This is a genomic window from Dactylosporangium sp. NPDC051485, assembly GCF_040682015.1.
In the GTDB taxonomy this organism is placed as follows: Bacteria; Actinomycetota; Actinomycetes; order Mycobacteriales; family Micromonosporaceae; genus Dactylosporangium.
Genome location: NZ_JBFAZW010000006.1, coordinates 68141 through 87770, shown reverse-complemented (window position 1 = coordinate 87770; position 19630 = coordinate 68141). Strand labels below are relative to the sequence as shown.

Here is a 19630-nt window from a genome sequence, read left to right as displayed (position 1 = left end):
TCGGTTCCACCGCCTTTCCACGACTGGGGCGGCGTTCACGTGAAGAAGCTCTTGCCCCTCACGTGGCGTCATGCCACATAGTCGGTGGCGTGGAAGAGCACCTGACCGTGGGGCGCGTGGCCGAGCTGGCCGGCGTGAGCGTCCGCACGCTGCACCACTATGACGAGATAGGCCTCGTACAGCCGTCCGCGCGGACCGTGGCCGGGTACCGGGCCTATTCGCCGGCTGACGTGGAACGACTGCGGGAGGTGCTCGCCTACCGGCGGCTGGGCTTCGGGTTGCGCGAGATCGCGGATCTGGTTGACGACCCGGCCGTCGACGCGGTCGCACAGCTGCATCGGCTGCGCGGCCTGCTGCTGGAGCAACGCGACCGCGCCGCTGCCATGGTGAGGTCCATCGACGCGGAACTGGAGGCGCGTTCCATGGGGTTCAGCACGACGCCGGAGGAACAGCTCAGCGTGTTCGGCGCACAGTTGTACGAAGCCATCGGGTCCGCGTACCCGGCGACGCGGCGCACCGAGCCGCGAATCGCCGCGAGGGTCTGGGATGCGCTCGGTGACGCGCGGACGGTGCTCAACGTCGGGGCCGGCACCGGCTCCTACGAGCCCCCCGACCGGGATGTCACGGCGGTGGAACCGTCCGCGGTCATGCGGGCGCAGCGTCTCGAAGGCGCGGCGCCGTGCGTGGCGGCCAGTGCGGAGAGCCTTCCGTTCGAGGACCAGTCCTTCGACGCCGCGATGGCCTTCAGTACCGTGCATCATTGGCACGATCCGATCGCCGGACTGCGCGAGATGCGGCGGGTGGCCCGCCGCGTGGTGGTGTTCACCCACGACGCCAGTGACGTCGGCTGGCGTCAGCGGTTCTGGCTGAGCCGCGACTACCTGCCTGAGGTCGCCGGCCTGGTCGCCGGTCGGCCCACGGTGGACCAGCTGGCCGGTGCGATCGGGGCCCGCATGGAGCCGGTGCTCGTGCCGTGGGACTGCGCTGACGGCTTCTTCGAGGCCTACTGGCGCCGACCCGAAGCGTACCTGGAGGACCATGTGCGCCGCGCGATATCGATATGGACCAGAGTCGGGCCGCAAGCCGAGCAGCGGGCAGTGCACAGGCTCCGCGACGACCTTGCCTCCGGGCGGTGGGCGGAGCGCAACCGCGAGCTCCTCGCCCTCGACGCGGCAGAGCTCGGCCTTCGCCTGCTCGTAGCCTGAACCGCCAGGCACGCGCAACCCGGGAGCCGCGCGGCGGTCGGGTGCAGCCACGTGCCGGTGCGGTCACCGGTGGGTGGCCGGATCGGCCGGGTCGCCCCCGGCAGGATCCTCGGCGAGGATGCGGCGGGCCGCCTGTGCGTACGAGCAGGGGAAGTCGACCAGCCGCGCCCAAGACGCCAGGCAGCCTTCGCAAATTCCATCGCGCTCAATGTGATTTTCGAGGAACGCGAGGGCCTCACTCCGGGATTCGGGTGCCCTGTAATCCTTCATGACCGTCCTTGATGAGGATGCTGAAGATCAGTCACAGGGGGCGGGATCGCGGCGCCGCTCACCGCGTCCAGCCACGTGGTATATGTGTCCGGGTGAATGAGCGTGGATCGGCTCGCTCGGGTTACTCGCAGCGGCGGAAATATCGGAAAGCCGTCAGATCCTTTTGTGCCGACCTTGGGCGCTCGCCCGCGCAGGGTGAGAGAGAGGGTGAATTTGCATATCACCCTCTTGCGATCTCATTGGCGTACGGCAATGTCCCTTACCGTCGGTGCATGTCCCCCGACACCCCGTTGACGATGCTCGTCGTATCGGCGGTACGGCTGCCCCTCGTGGCGAACCGGGCTCCGACCAGCCGTTGCGCGGTGCGGCTCCCGATGTCAACAACACGCGTGCCGGCCCGGACGCCCAGCCGCGATGACGTCCAGCACCCGAGCCGACGGCCCACGGTGGACAAGGCGGCCGGCGCATGACGTACTCCGACCAGACGGAGTTGGGCACGGCCGAGCCGGAGATCGACGAAGAACCGATTCTCGTACGTCCCTACGTCCGCATTCGTCAGCACCCGGAAGGTCCCGCCAACGACGTCGCGGAAGAACCCGCAGACGAAGTCAAGGGCGGCCCGCCATCGGACGACCGGCCCGCGGCGCCGCCCGACCGTACCGGCCCCGCCCGCTCACCCGGCAGGATCGGTTCGGCCCTGGCGGGGCACACCTCGGCGCTACAGCGCCGCCGGCGTCGCCTGCTGTCCGTCAGTTCGGGCGCGCTGGTCCTGCTGCTGGGCATCACCGCACTGGTGCTCGCCGTCGGCGACCGGCCGGCATCTCCGGCTGTCGATGCGGTCGGGTCCGCGACACCGGAGGGCGGTCACGTCACCACAGGCGCCGCGCAGGCCCCGCTGCCGTCGCCGACATCGGATACGCCGTCGGCGGCCACCGCGTCGTCGTTGTCCGGGCCACCGCCCGCATCCACGCGGCCACCCCGTCCATCGGACAACACCCAGCCGAGCGGTTCCCCTGCCGTCGATGAGCAGCCCGCGCCGGGGCCACCACCGCCACCACCACCACCACCGGCCGGTGCTCGCACGGGCCGGATCACCGGCGCCTCCGGACTGTGCCTTGACGGTGGCGCCGGCCCGCACGCCGACAAGGTCCGCAGGTGGAACTGCGACGGCAGCCCGGGCCAGACGTGGACCGTGGCGGGCGACGGCACCATGCAGACCCAGGGCCGATGCCTGCAGGCATCAGGCGGCCAGGTCACCCTGCAGACCTGCGATGGTGGCCCCGCCCAGCGATGGCGGTCGGGAGTCGCGGGCTCGCTGGTCAGTTCGGCGTCGGGGCTGTGTCTTGGCGGGCCGGACGACGACGAGGACAGCAGGGCCGCGCAGCGCATGGCCGCCTGCAACCAGTCCGACACGCAACGATGGACCCTGCCGTAGCGGTGGCGGGTGCGTCACGGCTGACAGTCACGCCGCGGGCACCCGGGCGTGTCCGAGAGGCGCTCCTCGCCAATCTGTGACCGGGCGCCGTTCGCCCGCGGTATCGCCCCCGACCTCGCTCGGGGCCCGCCCGCTTCTGGCTACGCTCGCCGCATGTTGGTCCGCGTCGTCAAGATGCGCTGGATACGCCTGCTGGCGGTCGCGTTGTTGCTGGCCACGCCCCTCGTGGCGGACTGTGACGGCACCCCCAGAGGCGGGCGTGCGCGCTCTGCCGGTGCCCATCCGTCGGCATTGCCGGGCGCCGGCCCGAGCGCGACGAGTTCGCCGAGCGCCTCGCCGTCCCCCGGCGTGTACGCCGACCGCTTGCCGCGGTTCGACAAGGCCCCGCCCGCCGTCCGCACGGCCGGGGCCGTCGAGGACGGCGGGCTGCCGTGGGTCGCGCGGGTGCCGACCGACCAGCGGGTCGCGTTCATCACCATCGACGACGGCTGGGTCAAGCATCCCGAGGCGGCCGAGCTGCTGCGGGAGGCGCACGTGCCGGTGACGCTGTTCCTCACGATCAACGCCATCAGCGACAATCCGGGGTACTTCCGGACGCTGCAGGACCTCGGCGCCGTGATCGAGGCGCACACGATCACCCACAACAAGCTGACCGGCCTGTCGTACGACGCGCAGCGGCGCGAGATCTGCGGCTCCGCCGACCAGCTCGGCGAACTCTACGGCCAGCGGCCGACGTTGTTCCGGCCACCATTCGGCGAGAAGGACGCGACGACGCTGCGCGCCGCACGCGACTGCGGGATGAAGGCCGCGTTCTTCTGGAAGGAGTCGGTCAATCAGGGCAACGTCTGGTACCAGGAGGTCAAGGTCGTCCAGCCGGGCGACATCATCCTCATGCACTTCCGGGACCAGTTCGTCGAGGACTTCATCGCCGCGCTGCGGGGCATCAAAGCGGCCGGGCTGACACCGGCGCGGCTGGAGGACTACTTCTCCTGATCGCCGCCACGTCCCGCACCCGGTGGCGCCGACCGAACGCGGGCTGGACCGGTCACAGGCGTCGTGGCGGTGCCACCGGGTCAACCCGACGTGACCGCGCTGGTAGCGTATGGCTGCATTCCAGCCAGCCAGCCCGCAGCGGCGGAGTGTCTTAGGAGCACCGCGTGGCCGTCATCCTCTCCGAGGTCTCCCGCACCCTCAACGAGTACCTGCTCGTGCCGAACCTCACCACCGAGGACTGCACACCCGACATCGTCGACCTGTCCGCCCCGATCGTCCGGCACCCCGTCGCGGAGACATCCCCGCTGCGGATCGCGGTCCCGCTCGTCAGCGCGATCATGCAGGCGGTCTCCTCGCCGCGCCTCGCGATCGCCCTTGCCCAGACCGGCGGGCTGAGCTTCGCCCACCAGAACCAGCCCGTCGAGGAGCAGGCCGCGATGGTCGGCGCCGTGAAGCGGCACAAGGCCGGCTTCCGCCACTCCGACATCAACACCAAGCCCACCGCGACGCTCGGCGAGGTCAGCCGGCTGCTGAACGCCGCCGAACGCGACATCGCCGTCGTCACCGACGACGGCACCCCCACCGGTGTCTTCGTCGGACTGATCTCCACCAGCGACTTCCACCCGCAGCGGCACGACCTCAACGACAGTGTCGAGTCCCGCATGCGCCCCGCGGGCACGCTGGTCACCGCACCAACCACGATCTCGCTGTCGGACGCGAACACCCTGATCTGGGACCGCCGGCTCGACCTGCTGCCCATCGTCACCGACGACGGGCGGCTCGCCTCGATCGTGCTGCGCCGCGACTACGAGCTGCATAAGCAGTTCCGCAACGAGTCCATCGACGCCGACAAGCGGTTCCGGGTCGGCGCCGGCATCAACACCCGCGACTACCGCGACCGTATTCCCGCCCTGATCGAGGCCGGCGCGGATGTGCTGTGCATCGACTCCTCCGACGGCTACTCCGTCTGGCAGCACAAGACGTTGCGGTACGCCGTCGAAGAGCTCGGCGGGATCATCCCGGTCGGCGCCGGCAACGTCGTGGACGGCCGCGCGTTTCGGTACCTCGCCGACGCGGGCGCCGCGTTCGTGAAGGTCGGCATCGGCGGCGGGTCGATCTGTATCACCCGCGACCAGAAGGGCATCGGCCGTGGCCAGGCCTCGGCCCTCATCGACGTCGTCGCCGAACGCGACCGCTACGCCGAAGAAACCGGCGTCTACGTGCCGATCTGCTGCGACGGCGGCCTGCTCGCCGACTACCACATGGCCATCGCCCTCGCCCTCGGCGCGGACTTCATCATGCTCGGCCGCTACTTCGCCCGCTTCGACGAAAGCCCGTCCAACCTCGTGAACCTCGACGGGCAGCTGTTCAAGGAGTACTGGGGCGAAGGCTCCCAGCGCGCCCGCAACGTCGCCCGCTACGACCAGGGCGAGACCGAGCTGCCGTTCGAGGAAGGCGTGGACGGCTACGTCCCCTACGCCGGCAGCCTGTACGCCAACGTCGCGCGCACCACGGCGAAACTGCGCGCCACCATGGTCAGCTGCGGCGCGACCAGCCTGCCGGACTTCCACCGCGACGCGGTCCTCGTGCAGGTCTCGCAGCAGAGTTACGCCCAGAACGGCGCCGAGGTCCGGCTGCGCAGCGGATCCAGCGGCGGCGGCCAGTAGTCCCGCGCGGGGGCGCGGCGCGGCAGGAACAGCGCCGAGCACCCGCGTAGTCGCCGCTATCCCGCCAGGTGACCCCAGCGGGACTCGAGCTCGCGCCAGGTGCCCTGGGCCGCGGCGGCGCCGTGCTGCAGGACCACCACCCGGTCCGCCTGGGTGAGCGCGGCCCGCTTGGAGGTCGAGCCGATCACCGTGACGCCGTGCTCGCGCAGCGCCCGCCACAGGGCCAGCTCCGTGGTCACGTCCAGGGCCGAGGACACGTCGTCGGCGATGAGCAGCTCCGTGCGCGGGGCCAGGGCGCGGGCCAGGGCCAGGCGCTGCAGCTGCCCGCCGGACAGCCGGGTGCCCTTGTGGCCGATGAGCAGGCCCAGGCCGGCGCCGGCGGCGTCGAGGTCGTGCTCCAGCTGCGCGGTGGACACGGCGCTGTGGGCGTCGACCTCGTGGCCCAGCGCGATGTTGTCCGCGACCGTGCCGGACAGCACCCGCGGCAGCTGGGCCACGTAGCCGATCTGATTGGGGCGCAGGAACATCTCCGGCTCGGTGACCGGCTCGCCGTTCCAGCGCAGCCGCCCGGTGTGGTGCACGATCCCGGCCAGGGCCCGCAGCAGCGACGACTTGCCCGACCCGACCGGGCCGATGACGAGCACCAGCTGGCCGCGCTCGATCGACAGGTCGAGGTCGCGCACGGCGACGGTGCCGTCCTCGTGCACGGCGGTGAACCCGTCGAGCTCGAGCCGGCGCAGCGGGTGCCGGGGCGCGGCCGCCGGGGCCGGGGCGGTGCCCGCCGAGAGGTCGACGCCGGGGACGGCGGCGGCGTACTCGGCCACGCCCGCCATGTCCACCGTGCGCTGGGTCCACACCCGGGCCGACGGCAGCTGCGAGACGAGCGACGCCGTCGTCCAGGCGAACCAGCGCGCCGAGCCGAGGGTCGACACGGCGACGAGGGCGGCGCCGGCCGAGATCTCGCCGGACAGCAGCAGGGCCCAGGCGCCGATCGGCAGCAGGCCGCTGGCGAGCGCCGGGGTGGAGCGGGCCCACACCTGCACCGCGATCTCGCGGCGCTGGCGCTCGCTGCGCGCCCCGTCGAGGCGGGCGAGGTGGGTGAGGACCGGTGCGGTGGCGCCGGAGAGCTTCACCGTACGGGCGGCGGAAATGCAGGACACGAGCGCCGTGGCGAACGCGGCCCGGGCCGCCACCGTCTTCTGCGCCGAGGCCTTCAGCGCCGGGCCGAACAGGGTCGCGGCGAGGCCGGAGAGCACGATCGTGGCCGCCATGAACAGGGCCGGCACGAACGAGCCGGACACGATGGTCATCGCCGCGAGCACCCACACGCAGATCCACTGATCGATGAGGTTGTCGGCCAGCACGACCACCCGCTCGGTGTCGCCGCCCTGGGCCACCACCTCGGCCGGGGTGTGCTTGCTGACCCGGCGGGCGCCGGTCTGGCCGTGCACGAGGCGCAGGCTGATGCGCAGCAGCTGGCGGACCCACCACTCGGGGAAGAGGCGGCCGGTGAAGTACGGCAGCGGCATCGCGATCAGCAGGGTGCCCGCGATGGCCAGGGCCGGCCACCACACGCCCCCGCTGCCGTCGACGAGGTCCGCCCACAGCCACGGCAGCACGGAGCCGTCGAGGCCGACGACGGTCATGAGGGCGAACAGCACGACGGAGACGAGCCCGAAACGCCAGTCGTTCGTCGCCAGCCGGAAGATGTTCCAGAGGGTGCGCGCCTTCGGCCGCTCGGGCAGCGGCGGCGGGTCGGCCTTGGCGGCGGCGGTGCTCACGACGGTCCGCGCGACCGGCGGCGCGGGGGAGTCGGCGGTCTCGGCGTTGGACGCGGCGAGCAGCTCGGCGAAGCGCGCCGACGCCGCGAGGGGGCCGGCCTCGAGCACGGCGCCGTCGGCCATCACGACGACTTCATCGCACTGTTGTACCGAGGACAGCCGGTGCGCCACGATGATGCCGATCCGCCCGGTGAGCAGCCGTGCGGTGGCCCGCTGCACCTGTGTCTCGGTCACCGGGTCCAGCCGGGCGGTGGCCTCGTCGAGGATGACCACCTGCGGGTCGCGCACGACGATGCGGGCGAAGGCGACGAGCTGCTCCTGCCCGGCCGACAGCACGTGCCCGCCCTCGCCGAGGCGGGTCTGCAGCCCGTCGGGCAGCTCCGCGACCCAGCCGGCCAGGCCGAGCTCGTCGATCGCCCGGGCGGCCGCGCCGAGCAGTTCGGGATCGAACAGCGCGATGTTCTCGGCCAGGGTGCCGGCCAGGATCTCGGTGCGTTGCGGTACCACGGCGATCCACCGCCGCAGCCGCTCCACGTCGAGGTCCAGCAGGTCGGTCCCGCCGAGGAAGACGGTGCCGCGGGGCAGCTGCACGGCCCGGGTGAGGACCTTGGCGAGCGTCGACTTGCCCGAGCCGGTGCGGCCGATGAGCGCATAGGAACGGCCCCGGGCGAACGTGAGGGTCACGTCGCGCAGGGCCGGGCGGTGGGCGGAGGGGGAGTAGCGGAACGTGAGGCCGCGTACCTCGAGATCGCCGCTGGCGGGGGAGAGCCCGCCTATCGGCTCCTGTTCGGACTCCCGCAGCAGCTGTACCCGGGCCCAGGCGCCCAGCGCGTACTGCAGCTCCGGCACCATCCGGCTGGTGTGCTCGACGGTCGCGCCGAAGCCGAGCGCGAGCAGCCACACGGCGCTGAGCCGGGCGACGTCGATGCGGCCGGTGGCCAGGCCCCACACGCCGCCGAGGACGACGAGGGCGATGCCGAACCGGACGAAGCCGGAGGCGATGGAGGTGACGGCGGAGGAACGGACCCAGACCTTGCGGCCGCGGGACAGCACGGTGGCGGCCCGGCGGGCGTAGAGGCGAAGGACGTAGGGGCGGGCGAGCGTGGTGCGGACGTCGTCCTGCCCATGGATGCTTTCCTCCATGACGGCCGCCAGATCGGACCAGGCCTCTTCTTCCCGCATGCGGGCGGTGGCGATCTTCGCGGTCGGCGCGCGCAGGGAGAGGGTCAGCACGACGGCGATGACGATCATCGCGAGGCCGGCCGGCCACCACACGAACAGCGTGGTCGCCACCGACAGCACCGTGTAACAGGCCGCCTGGGCGATGCGCACGCCGGCGTTGCGCAGCTCGGCGCCGACCTGGTAGACATCGCCGTCGATGCGGTCGAGCAGCTCGCCGACCGGGGTGGTCTCCAGCGTCGGCAGGTCCTGGCCGAAGGCGACCCGGCACAGGCGGCGGCGCACGTCGGCGGCCCAGTCGGCGGTGAGCCGGGCCATGACGAGCCCGACGGCGAGGTCGGTGAGCACGGCTGCGGCGAGGGCGGCGGCGAGGACCGCGAACATGGCCCAGGACCGGTGGATGAGGACCGCGCCGCCGACGGCCGACGCGGCGGCCTGCCCGGCCGCGCCGAGGACGACGAGGAGGGCCACGAGCGCCGTTCGGCGCGGTGATGTGGCCCATAGGTCACGGATGAGGCGCATGGTGAGTCCCCCGGGGTGAAGCGCAGCGGTGCTCCTAGCCTGCCCTTCACCCCGGGGTCACTCAACGCATTTACCGTGAGACGCCTAGCACCTTGCCGCTGCTGGGGACCGGCCCCTCGGGGGCCCCATCCGGCGGTGAGCGCGAACAGCGTGCCGTCGCCGACCGGGCCGCTCAGCAGGGTGCCGATCAGGCCGGATCCTCCGGGAAGAAGTCCAGAATGTTGTCAAACGTGGCGTTGCGCCCCTCGGCGGCGGCCGCGGCGAGATCGTCCGTGCCGAGCGCGGCCCGGACCTGCGCGGCCACGCCGGCCGTCCACGGCCGGGTCTCGTCCGGCCCGCCCCGCAGCACCTCGGCCGCGGCCAGCAGGGTGGCGGCCCGCCGCGGCTCGCCGGCGAGGAGGGCGGCCTCCGCGGCGTCGTCGACGACCGCGCCGATCATCGGCGCGTCGAACGCGGCGCGGCCGTGCCGGATCGCGGTGCGGGTCACCGCCCGGGCCGCGGCGTGGTCGCCGTCGTGGGCCAGGACCAGGGCCCGGCCGCTGTCGAGCATGCCCTTCATCTGCGGGGAGATGCGGTTGCCGACGACGAGCCGTTCGGCCTGGGCGAAGCGGGCGCGGGCCCGGTCGAGCTCGCCGGCCCGCAACGCACGGTGTGCCCATGCGTACTCCACGAAGGCGATGCTGTCGGGCACCCCGGAGCGCAGGGCGGTGCGGCGGGCCTCCTCGAACATGGCGTCGCCCTTGTCGGGGTCGCCGACGAGGTAGTACTCCTGGGCCAGGCGCACCTCGGTCACCGGCCGGTCCTCGGTGGACCCCAGCGCCCGCAGGTAGGCCAGGGCGTCCTCGTAGTAGGCGATGGCCTCGGCGTGGCGGCCGCGGCGGGCGACGACCTCGGCCAGGGCGGACAGCGCGAAGGACATGCCCCAGCGCTCGCCGAGACCCCGGAAGCAGGCCAGCGACGACTCGAACGAGGCCAGGGCGTCGTCGACGCGGGCCCCGACGTTGAGCACCGTGTGGCCGACCAGCAGCCGGCCCACACCGGCGATCCACGGGTCCGGGTCGTTGGCGAGGGCCCCGATGCGGTCGATGACCTGCGGCACCGGCCCCTCCCGGTAGAGTCCGGCGACGACCTGGAAGAGCCGGAACATGGGGTGGTTGCCGGCATAGCCGATGGCGGCGCGGAACCATTCGTCGAGCAGTTCGGTGTCGCCGAGCCCGTCGAAGCCGTTGACGGCGGCGGTGCCGCAGGCCATGGCGTAGGCCTCGGCGTCGACCGGGCCGGGCAGCGCGAGGGCGTCGGCGGCCAGCAGCGCGCCCTCGACCCGGTGCCCGCCGAGCCACCAGTACGAGCCGACGGTCGCGGTGAGGCGCACGGCCAGGTCGGCGTCGCCGGCGTCGATGGCCCGGCGCAGCGCCCCGTGCAGGTTGTCGTGCTCGGCCTCGAACACGGCGAGGGCCCGCAGCTGGCGGCTGGTGCGCAGGTCGGGCTCGAGGCGCTCGGCGAGGGCCAGGAACCAGGCGCCGTGGCGGCGGCGCAGCCGGTCGGTCTCGCCGCGCTCGTCGAGGCGTTCCAGGCCGTAGGCGCGGATGGTCTCCAGCATGCGGTACCGCCCGTCGTCCCCGCCCAGCAGCAGCGACTTCTCCACGAGGGTGGCGAGGAGCTCCTCGGCGTCGCCGAGCTGCCCGTCGGGGTCGCAGACGGCGGCGGCCGACGCGGCGGTGGCCCCGCCGGGGAAGATGGCCAGCCGGCACAGCAGCGCCCGTTCCGGCTCGTCGAGCAGGTCCCAGCTCCAGTCGACGACGGCCCGCAGCGTCTGGTGGCGGGGCAGCGCGGTGCGGCTGCCGCGGGTCAGCAGCCGGAACCGGTCGTCGAGCCGGTCGGCGATCTGGGCCGGGGCGAGGGTGCGGCAGCGGGCCGCGGCCAGCTCGATCGCCAGCGGCATGCCGTCCAGCGCCCGGCAGGTGCGCACGGCCGCCTCGACGGTGCCGGCGTCGAGGACCAACCCGGGCCGCACCGCCGCCGCCCGGTCCCGGAACAGCCGCACCGACGGGTACCGCTCGGCCTCTTCCCGGTCGGCGCCGGGCGGGGGCAGGGGGAGGGGTTCGACGCCGTACAGCGCCTCGCCGGTGATGCCGAGCGGCTCCCGGCTGGTGGCGAGGATACGCAGGTGCGGGCATTCGCCGAGCAGCCGTTCGGCGAGTGTCGCGGCGGCGGCGATGACGTGCTCGCAGTTGTCGAGCACGAGCAGCAGCCGCCGCTGCGCGAGGGCGTTGGCCAGCCGGCCGGGCGCGTCGGTGCCGTCGTGCTCGGCCACGCCGCCACCGCGCCGCCCCGGCCCGGTGGTGCCGGCCGGGTCACGCAGCCCGAGGGCGGCCCAGACGGCCTGGATGACCTCGGCCGGCCCGGTGACCGGGGCCAGCTCCGCCAGCCACACCCCGTCGGGGAACTCCTCACCGAGCGTGCGGCCGGTCTCGACGGACAGCCGCGTCTTGCCCGCGCCGCCCGGCCCGGCCAGGGTGACGAGCCGCCCGGCGCCGACGAGGCGGCGGACCGCGCCGATGTCGGCGTCCCGCCCGACGAAGCTGGTGAGCGCGGCCCGCAGGTTCCCGGCGACGGGCGCCCGGCGTTCCCGCTCCGCCTCGCCGCGAAGGATCCCGAGGTGTACGTCCATGAGCTGAGCCGACGGGTCGGCGCCGAGCTCGTCGGCGAGCCGGGCCCGCAGCCGCTCGAACGCGGCGAGGGCCTCGGCCCCGCGCCCGGCGTCGGCGAGGGCTCGCATGAGCAGCGCAACGAGCCGCTCGCGCAGCGGGTGCGCGGCCACGAGCGCCTCCAGCTCGGCCACCACCCGCTCCCCGACGCTCAGCTGCGCGTGCAGCCGGTCCTCGGTCGCGGCGAGCCGCAGCTCATCGAGGCGGGCCCGCCAGGGCCGGGCGAACGCGGCGTCCCCGGCGTCGGCCAGCGCCGGGCCGCGCCACAGCTCCTCGGCCCGCCGGAACAGCTCGGCCGCGGCCGCCGGCTCGCCCTCGGCCCGGGCCGCCCGCACGAGATCCTCGAACCGCACGTGGTCGACACCGGCCGGGGCGACGTCGAGGAGGTACCCGCTCGGGCGGGCCTGCAGCACCCCGTCGGGCAGCGCCCGGCGCAGCCGCGACACCAGCGACTGCAGCGCGTTGCCGGCGCCCGCCGGAGGGTGCTCGCCCCAGACGCCGTCGACCAGCTGGGCGGCGGGCACGACCCGCCCCGGCTCCAGCGCCAGCAGCGTGACGAGCACGCGCAGGCGCGAGCCGCCGACCTCGACGGGCGCGCCGTCGCCGGTGCGCACCTCGAGCGGTCCCAGCAGGCCGATCCGCAAACGACCCCTCCCCGTCGCCCGGCCGGCCGTGCTCCAGGGTGCCGGTCGTGGCCCTTGCGCCGATCCGGACGGAACGGCTCGTGCTCCGCGAGCCTACCGTCGCGGACGCCGCCGACGTGCTGGTGTTCCGTGGCGACCCCGAGGTCCAGCGGTAAGCCCCGTTGGGCGTTTCGATGGACGGCACCGCCACTGTTTATCGCATGATCCTTGCGTGCCGATGCCGTAACCTCGGCTCCGCTGCGTCGCGGCCCATCGGCCGCCGCATCAACCTCGGCTCATCCTTGCCGCGGCCCGCCGGCCGCACTGCCGAGGTCACCACCAGCGGAAACGGAGGGCCGCGCGTGCTCGAGAAGCTCATCATCCACAAGACGCTGCGCGTACCCGCCAGCACGGGCCCGGCCGGCGACGGCACCGCGATCGCCCGGCAGCTCGACGTCACGCTGCTCGACGTCGGGTTCTCGGCCTCCCGCGCCCTCCTCGAGCACATCGGCGCCCTGGCCACCGGCCCCGCGATGGACCTCGCCGCCACGGTCGTGTCCGCCGTGCGCGAGCTCGTCGGCGACCACGTCCAGCACAACGCCTACTTCATCGGCTTCCCCGACGACGTACCGGACACCGTCGAGTTCTGGATCGACTGCCTGCGCGCGGCCGTGCTCACCGGCGGCGGCACCGCGACGGACGGGCAGCTGCGCGACGCGGTCACCGCGGGCCTCGTCAACCTGCTCGACCTGCCGGGCTACGGCACCTACCAGCACACCTACGCCGATCTCCTGGCCGCCCACGACGCGCTGATCGCCTCGGCCGGCGACCGGGTCACCCTGCTGCACCTCGGCGACACCGCCGAGGCCGAAGCGCAGCGGCTGTACCTGGCCCTGGCCGGCAGCACGACGCCGCTCGGCGAGGCAGACCTCGACCTGCTCGACGAGCTCGCCGTCGTCTGCGCCGACGGGCCGCAGCCGACCGAGATCCCGGTGCGGGAGAACCGCGCCGTGCTCAACGACATCCGGCTCCTCCTCGGCCGGCCGCTGCTCGCCGTGGACACCACGACCGACGTACTGCGCCTGGCCTGCCAGGCCTCCGCCGGCGACGTCTCCCTCGCGACACCCACCCGATTCCGCGCCTTCCGGCGCAGGGAGCGGCGGGTCCTGCTCGGCGCGCTCAACGACGTCATCAGCGCGAGCCCGGCGAAGCTCGGCGACGTCCCGCGCTACGCGGAGCGGTGGAAGCGGCTCGGCGAGCGGCTGCACCCGCACGAGCACGCCCAGTGGCCGCACGCCCAGCAGGTGTTCGCGGTCGCCCGCGGCGAGCGCCGGGTGCCCACCCTCGCCGGCCGCGCCGAGGCGGCGATCCGCGCCGGAGCCATCGCCCCGGCCGCCGCGACGCTGTCGGCCGCCCCGGGCATGCTCCTGCGCTCCGCCGACCGCCTGCTGCGGCTGGCCCCGGCGGCGGACCGGACCGCCGTGGTCGAGGCCGTCACCGGCGCGCTCGGCTCGGCGTCGGGCCGGGTCCTCTGCTCGCTGCGGGAACACCTCGACAACCGGCTGCGCCCCGCCTCCGCCCGCATGTTCGCCAACCGCGCCCGGCGCGCGTACATCGGCCCGGACCGCCGGCCACCGCTGCCCGCCGACCTGGTCGCCGACCTGTCGGCCCGGCTCGACGCGGAGATCGGCGCCCGGCTGCCCGAGTTCGACCGGCCGCTACTGGTGGACCCGGCGGTCCTCGACGTCGCGCTGCCGCTGTCCGGCAAGGCGGCCGAGGGCGGCTTCGCCGTGCTGCCTCGTGGTTCGCGGGCCACGGTCAACGGCGAGCTGCTGCGCTTCTTCACGTACTGGCGCCAGACCAGCCGCCGCACCGACTACGACCTGTCGGTGCTGCTGCTCGACGAGGACTTCCACACCGCCGGCCAGGTGTCCTGGACGAACTACCAGCACGACGGCATCGTGCACTCCGGCGACATCACCGACGCGAAGGACGGCGCGACCGAGTTCATCGACGTACCCCTTGCAGTCCGCGGCCACTACGTGGTCCCGCAGGTCTACATCTACGCGGGGGAGTCGTTCGACGACGTCGCCGAGTCGATGTTCGGCTACCAGACCCGCACGCAGGAACAGCGTGGCGCCCCGTTCGAGCCCCGCACCGTGCGAGCCCGCTCGCAGATGCGCGGCCAGGGCCGCATCGCCCTGCCGATGGTCTTCGCCCGGGGCGAGCACGGCTGGCAGGCCGTGTGGCTGCACCTGTACCTGCAGGGCCGCCCGTCGTTCAACCGGGTGGAGACCAACAAGCTCACCGTGGCCGACCGCGTGCGGGCCCTGGTCGAGCGCCGCTACCTGACCATGTCCTACCTGGTCGATCGGTGGCGGGAGCGGACCGAGGTACGGGCCTGGGACGGCCGCCCGCCGGACGAGCCGGTCGTGTTCATCGGCCTCGAGGCCCCCGAGGCGTTGCCGGAGGGATCGGAGGCATATAGCTTGGATCGGCTCAGTGAGCTGATCCCTGAGTAAGCGGCGACGGCCGAGGCCATGCAGGCGCTTCCTACTATTTCCGTTCGAATCGGGAACCTCCGCGCAAGCGGGGGATCTGGTGTAACTAGCGCCCGCGCTCTCCTCGGCCCGTCGCGGCTCCTCAGAGGTGCGGGGTCCGGTCCGGTGGCGCCGCGTCCGCAAGGGCGACCAGCACCTGCGCCGACCGGCCGGGGTCTGGGATCGCGCGGCTGAGCGCCTCGGCGTGACCCGGTCTTCCGGTCGCGATCGCGAAGCGGGCGACGGCCACGAGCGCGTTGGAGCGGGCGTGGTCGTTGGCAATGCCGTGGGCGAAGGCTTCCGCCAGCGCGGCCGACATGTGCAACCGGTCCTCCGCGCCACACCGCTTGTGGATTTCGGCCGCCATCAGGTGCGCCTGAGCCGGCCAGTAGGGCTCCTGCGTCGCAACGGCCAGGCCGGTGATGTCAACGGCGAGGCATTCCGCGCGGGGCGTGTCACCACGTTCGACGGCCGCCAGCGCGATCTCCGACAGCGCCCACGCACCGATGCTGGTCCTCCTCGATGGTGGAGACCAGGCTGGTGGCGCGGTCGAGGTCGCCGACGGCGGCGAACGTTCTGACCACCGTGACGCGCTCGTCATCCAATTCCAAGCCGTCGATCTCGATCCGGTCAAGGAGTGTCCGGGCCCGGGCGATGTCACCGGCGGACGCGTAGGCGACGGCGACGGCGGCCAGGGATTCGGCGTCGGTACCGGCCTGCTGTTCGGCATCGCGCAGCAGGTCTCCGGCACGCTGCGGGGCGTCGGCGGCGATGGACGCGAGGGCCTGCGTCTGCCAGTACGGCCCGAGCGCGGCGCGGGCGACCGCCTTCGGGCGCGTCGGATCGCCGCTCGCCGCCGCCGCTTGTGTGGCTTGGGCGACGGCCAGCTCCCAGGCCTGCCGGTGCCCGGGGAGGCAACCACGGCGTGAGCCGGGATCTGCTCAACGGCGCCACCGGCCAACTGGCGGAACTGCTGACCGCCGGCTCGGCACCCTACCGCCGTACGCGAATCCGGTCGACTGACCGCCGGCCACCGGCGCCCGTCCGTGACCGTGCGGCCAGCCGGAAATGCGTTTCTCCGATTGCAGGCACTCCATAGGATCTCCGGTGATCAAGGAGGATGACGCAGTGGGCGATTTCCAGCAGTTCGTGACGGACGTGACTATACGTCTGTCCGCGATGTCCAAGGGCGAGTTGTACGTCGCCGGCGACGGTCTCGACCGGGACTCACTCTGGCTCACCTTTCTCGATTCCTTCCCTGCCGGCACCAATCTCCGGTTCCGCGAGCGGTCCGAGTACGACTGCTCGACCTGCCGCGGGTTCATCAAGAACTTCGGTAACATCGTCGAGATCCACAATGGACAGGTCCGCTCCGTCTGGTCCGGGGTGTCTGCATCCGACCCGGTCTTCTCCGTCGTCGCCGCCGCAATGGACGAATTCGTCGGCACGCTGCCGTTGTCCACCATTTTCCGGTCCACCGAGGCGCAGTACGGGACAAGGACGACCCGGACGCTGCGCGACGGCCAGGTCGAGGTGTGGCACCACCTGCACGGCCGGGTGGAGAAGCGGCATCGCATCAAAGACGTCGGCGCGGCACGGGGCACCTTCGACGCCGCGGTGCAGGTGTTCCAGCGTGGCCTGGCCGAGCTGACCCAGCACGCTCTGGACACCGTCGTCGACCTCATCGACGACAACGCCCTCTACCGCGGCACGGAGCATCGTCGGGCGGTGACCGAGTTCCGGTCACTGCAGAACCGGTGGACGAAGGCGACCGACGGACAGGCCTTCATTTTCGCCAACGCCATGAACCCGGCGGCCCGGTTCCGCAACACGGTGATCGGCACCCTCGTCCAGGATCTCTCCGCGGGCGTCGACCTGGAGCAGGCGGTCCGGTCGTTCGAGACGAAGGTGGCACCGCAGAATTACCAGCGCCCCACGGCGTTGATCACCCCGGCCATGGTCAAGGCTGCCATGAAGACCATCGACGAGTTGGGCATCGAGGAGTCGTTGCAGCGACGGTTCGCCCGGCTGTCCGACGTGTCGGTCACCAACGTGCTATGGGTCGACAACGACACACAGTCGCGGATGAAGGACGGCATCGAAGGGCTGCTCATGCAGGCAGCCACCATGAGGTCGGCAGGTGCGCGCCTTCGTGACGCGAAGCCGGAGGAGACTCCCGTGGTCACCTTCATGAAAGACATCCTGCCCGGCGCCGCGACCATCGAGCTGTGGGTCGCCAACAGCCACGAACCGCACTTCGTCAGTCTCACCACCGGCCGGCACCCGGCCGCCCCGCGGCTGTTCACCTGGGACAACGATTTCGGCTGGTCCTACAACGGCAACGTCACCGACTCGATCAAGGAGAAGGTCAAGCGGGCCGGCGGCAACGTCACCGGCAAGCTGCGGGTGAGCCTGTCCTGGTTCAACCACGACGACCTCGACCTGCACGTGTTCGAACCCAACGGCGACCACATCTGGTACAAGGACAAGCGCAACAAGCTGGACGTCGACATGAACGCGGGCGGCACGTTCTCGCGCGAGCCGGTGGAGAACGTCACCTGGACCGACAACGTCCCCGACGGCGAGTACCGGATCGAGGTGAACCAGTTCAACAAGCGGGAAAGCACCGAGGTCGGCTTCGTGATCGAGACCGAGAGCAACGGGAAAATCGAGCATTACAGCCACGAGCGGGCGGTCGGCCACAAGGAGACCGTCGAGGTGGGCCGGATGACGGTCACCGACGAGGTGATCACCGCTTTCCGGCCGGGTAAGGACATGCAGCCGGGCAGCGCAGGCAAGGACCTGTGGGGAATCACCACCGAACAGTTCGTGCCGGTGTCCACCATCATGTACTCGCCGAACTACTTCGACGACGGCGAGGTCGGCAACCGCCACTACTTCTTCATCCTGAAAGGGTGCGTGAACGACCAGCCGACCCGGGGAATCTACAACGAGTTCCTCCGCGGCGACCTGCAACCGCACCGCAAGGTGTTCGAGGTTCTCGGCGATCGCACCAAGTGCGAGCCGTCCCCGGAACAGCTGTCCGGCCTCGGCTTCAGCTCCACGGTCCGCAGCTCTGTGGTCGCCAAGGTGACCATGACCGGCGGCCGGCGCCACCTCATCAGTATCCAGTTCTGATTTCCTACCCCAGAAAATCGGAGAGAGACCATCGTGACCATTTTTGAAAAGGCCACGCGGGAGAAATTCCGCTACCCGTCGGCCAAGGGGCTGCTGACCACGGAACAGCTGTGGGAGCTTCCGCTGACCGCCAAGTCCGGCTTCAGCCTCGATGACGTGGCCAAGGCGGTCAACGCCGAACTCAAGGCCATCGACACCGAGTCGTTCGTGGCCACCGAGACCAATCCGGCCAAGGCGACCTTGGAGACCAAGTTGGAGGTCGTCAAGCACGTCATCGCCATCCGCCTCACGGAGGACCAGGCGGCAAAGGCGGCGGCAGCCAAGAAACTGGAGAAGGAAAAGCTGCTGGCAGTCCTGGGCCGCAAGCAGGACGCGGTCCTGGAAAACCTGACCGAGGCAGAGCTGCTGGCCCGAATCAACAACCTGTAGCCCGCCTACAATCAGCGTCTGCGAGCAGGCCCGCACATCGCCGAGAAGTACGGTCGCCATGCAAGACTTGCGCGACCAGGCCGGCGCCCACGGCCACTTCTCGGCGAACTCACATCGGTACGACAGCGAGCGCAACGCCCTCTCATCGGCTTCTTGTTTCATTGCGGTAAGACCGAGGCCCGGCCAGGCTTCTGTCTAGACGTCCGGGCTGTCGCTCTCACATCGGCTGCCCACTTCGGTGTGGCTCTCTTTTGGCCTGCGCAGTCCCGGTAGTCTGCGTCGAGGAACGCCCGCACCGCGTCGGTGGCCCGCGAGGTGATCAGTTCCAGGGCCTTGGTGTTGGTCTCGGTCGACCACTCCACGACGCCGTCCTCGTCGGCCAGCCGGCCGCCGAGGTGGGCGCGGCGCAGCGGAGGCGTTCCTGTACGGGATGGAAGAGGTCGCCGTCGAGGCCGCGCTCGACCTGGTATCTCATTCGACCTGAAGCAGTCCCGGAGGCGGCGCCGGCGAAGACGACCGGGTCGCGCAACCGGGCGTAGCCGAGCTCGGCACGCAGCGCCGCACCTGGCAGGTCGAGGCGGCCAAGGAGGTGCTGCTGCGGCACCGGGCTGCGGACACCCCGGTGGTGCTCGGCCGCGACGTCGGCGGCGCGGGGGAGCGGGTCAGGGTCGTGTGCCTCGCCGACCTCGACCCCGTCGAGGTCGACATGCGGACGTTGCTCATCGTCGGCTCCTTGCAGACCCGTGCCGTGGACCGCGGCGACGGCGTCCCGGTCGTCTACACGCCGCGCCGCTACCCCTGACCGGCCGGCGACTTCGTCAGGTACAGCGACAGGATCTCCGGCAGCGGCGCGGCCCCCGGCCCGCCGGCCTCGACCCATGCGGTCAGGTCGCCGATGACGGCGTCGTCGAGCAGGTAGCCGAGCCAGACGGGCCGGGCGCCGGCCCGCCTGGCGGCGGGCGTGGGGTGCACGACGACGATGTTGGACCGCTCGCACGCGTCGAGGCACCCGCTGACCCGCACCCCCGCCTGCCCGAGCGCCGCCCGTAGCCGGGCTACCTGCCCGGCGTGGTCCACGTCCGGGTGCTTGCGGGGCGAGCCGCAGCAGCAGTCCCGGCACACGGTCACCAGCGGTTGATC

14 protein-coding genes are annotated in these 19630 nt (G+C 72.1%); 9 read left to right on the top strand and 5 right to left on the bottom strand.

The features are described from left to right. Positions 1 to 89 precede the first annotated feature (89 nt). Positions 90 to 1205 carry a MerR family transcriptional regulator gene (locus tag AB0M46_RS04985; RefSeq protein ID WP_363332993.1) on the top strand — a complete coding sequence of 372 codons (1116 nt, stop codon included), beginning with the start codon at positions 90 to 92 and terminating at the stop codon, positions 1203 to 1205. 63 nt (positions 1206 to 1268) lie between these two features. On the opposite strand, the gene AB0M46_RS04980 is transcribed toward AB0M46_RS04985, so the two are convergent. Beyond that, positions 1269 to 1475 (bottom strand): hypothetical protein, encoded by a 207-nt coding sequence (locus AB0M46_RS04980; protein WP_363332992.1) that lies wholly within the window; start codon positions 1473 to 1475, stop codon positions 1269 to 1271. Positions 1476 to 1941: 466 nt separating this feature from the next. On the opposite strand from AB0M46_RS04980, the gene AB0M46_RS04975 reads away from it, so the two are divergent. The 3 genes from AB0M46_RS04975 (at position 1942) to AB0M46_RS04965 (ending at position 5570) form a co-directional block, all read left to right on the top strand. After that, a complete protein-coding gene (locus tag AB0M46_RS04975; protein WP_363332990.1) occupies positions 1942 to 2910 on the top strand; it encodes a ricin-type beta-trefoil lectin domain protein in 969 nt (322 codons plus the stop codon). 153 nt (positions 2911 to 3063) lie between these two features. Continuing rightward, the gene (locus tag AB0M46_RS04970; protein ID WP_363332989.1) at positions 3064 to 3903 is read left to right on the top strand and encodes a polysaccharide deacetylase family protein; all 840 of its coding nucleotides are present in this window, start codon (positions 3064 to 3066) and stop codon (positions 3901 to 3903) included. A gap of 164 nt (positions 3904 to 4067) precedes the next feature. Further along, entirely contained in the window at positions 4068 to 5570 is a 1503-nt protein-coding gene (locus AB0M46_RS04965; RefSeq protein WP_363332987.1) for an IMP dehydrogenase, read from the top strand. Between the two features lie 56 nt (positions 5571 to 5626). Here AB0M46_RS04965 and AB0M46_RS04960 read toward each other — a convergent pair whose 3' ends face one another. Together AB0M46_RS04960 and AB0M46_RS04955 are read right to left on the bottom strand one after the other, a co-directional pair. After that, positions 5627 to 9052, bottom strand: coding sequence for an ABC transporter ATP-binding protein (locus AB0M46_RS04960; protein WP_363332986.1), 3426 nt, complete (start codon positions 9050 to 9052; stop codon positions 5627 to 5629). 187 nt (positions 9053 to 9239) lie between these two features. Further along, entirely contained in the window at positions 9240 to 12404 is a 3165-nt protein-coding gene (locus AB0M46_RS04955; RefSeq protein WP_363332985.1) for a BTAD domain-containing putative transcriptional regulator, read from the bottom strand. Between the two features lie 341 nt (positions 12405 to 12745). Between AB0M46_RS04955 and AB0M46_RS04950 the strand changes: the two genes are divergently transcribed. Further along, positions 12746 to 14905: a hypothetical protein gene (locus AB0M46_RS04950; protein ID WP_363332984.1), complete on the top strand. Its 2160-nt coding sequence runs from the start codon at positions 12746 to 12748 to the stop codon at positions 14903 to 14905. Positions 14906 to 15026: 121 nt separating this feature from the next. Here the strand turns inward: AB0M46_RS04950 and AB0M46_RS04945 are convergent, their stop codons facing one another. Then, entirely contained in the window at positions 15027 to 15290 is a 264-nt protein-coding gene (locus AB0M46_RS04945; RefSeq protein ID WP_363332983.1) for a hypothetical protein, read from the bottom strand. Positions 15291 to 15429: 139 nt separating this feature from the next. Here AB0M46_RS04945 and AB0M46_RS04940 point away from each other — a divergent pair, with 139 nt between their 5' ends. The 4 genes from AB0M46_RS04940 to AB0M46_RS04925 all read left to right on the top strand — a co-directional run bounded on the left by AB0M46_RS04940 (position 15430) and on the right by AB0M46_RS04925 (position 19292). Next, on the top strand, positions 15430 to 15852 hold the full coding sequence (locus tag AB0M46_RS04940) for a hypothetical protein (protein ID WP_363332982.1): 423 nt from the start codon (positions 15430 to 15432) through the stop codon (positions 15850 to 15852). 199 nt (positions 15853 to 16051) lie between these two features. Continuing rightward, the gene (locus tag AB0M46_RS04935) at positions 16052 to 18061 is read left to right on the top strand and encodes a hypothetical protein (RefSeq protein WP_363333063.1); all 2010 of its coding nucleotides are present in this window, start codon (positions 16052 to 16054) and stop codon (positions 18059 to 18061) included. Positions 18062 to 18094: 33 nt separating this feature from the next. Then, positions 18095 to 18490, top strand: coding sequence for a hypothetical protein (locus tag AB0M46_RS04930; RefSeq protein ID WP_363332981.1), 396 nt, complete (start codon positions 18095 to 18097; stop codon positions 18488 to 18490). 589 nt (positions 18491 to 19079) lie between these two features. Beyond that, positions 19080 to 19292, top strand: a complete 213-nt coding sequence (locus tag AB0M46_RS04925; RefSeq protein WP_363332980.1) for a hypothetical protein — start codon at positions 19080 to 19082, stop codon at positions 19290 to 19292. On the opposite strand, the gene AB0M46_RS04920 is transcribed toward AB0M46_RS04925, so the two are convergent. Beyond that, positions 19283 to 19618, bottom strand: coding sequence for a hypothetical protein (locus AB0M46_RS04920; RefSeq protein WP_363333062.1), 336 nt, complete (start codon positions 19616 to 19618; stop codon positions 19283 to 19285). The genes AB0M46_RS04925 and AB0M46_RS04920 overlap by 10 nt on opposite strands. Positions 19619 to 19630: the final 12 nt, after the last annotated feature.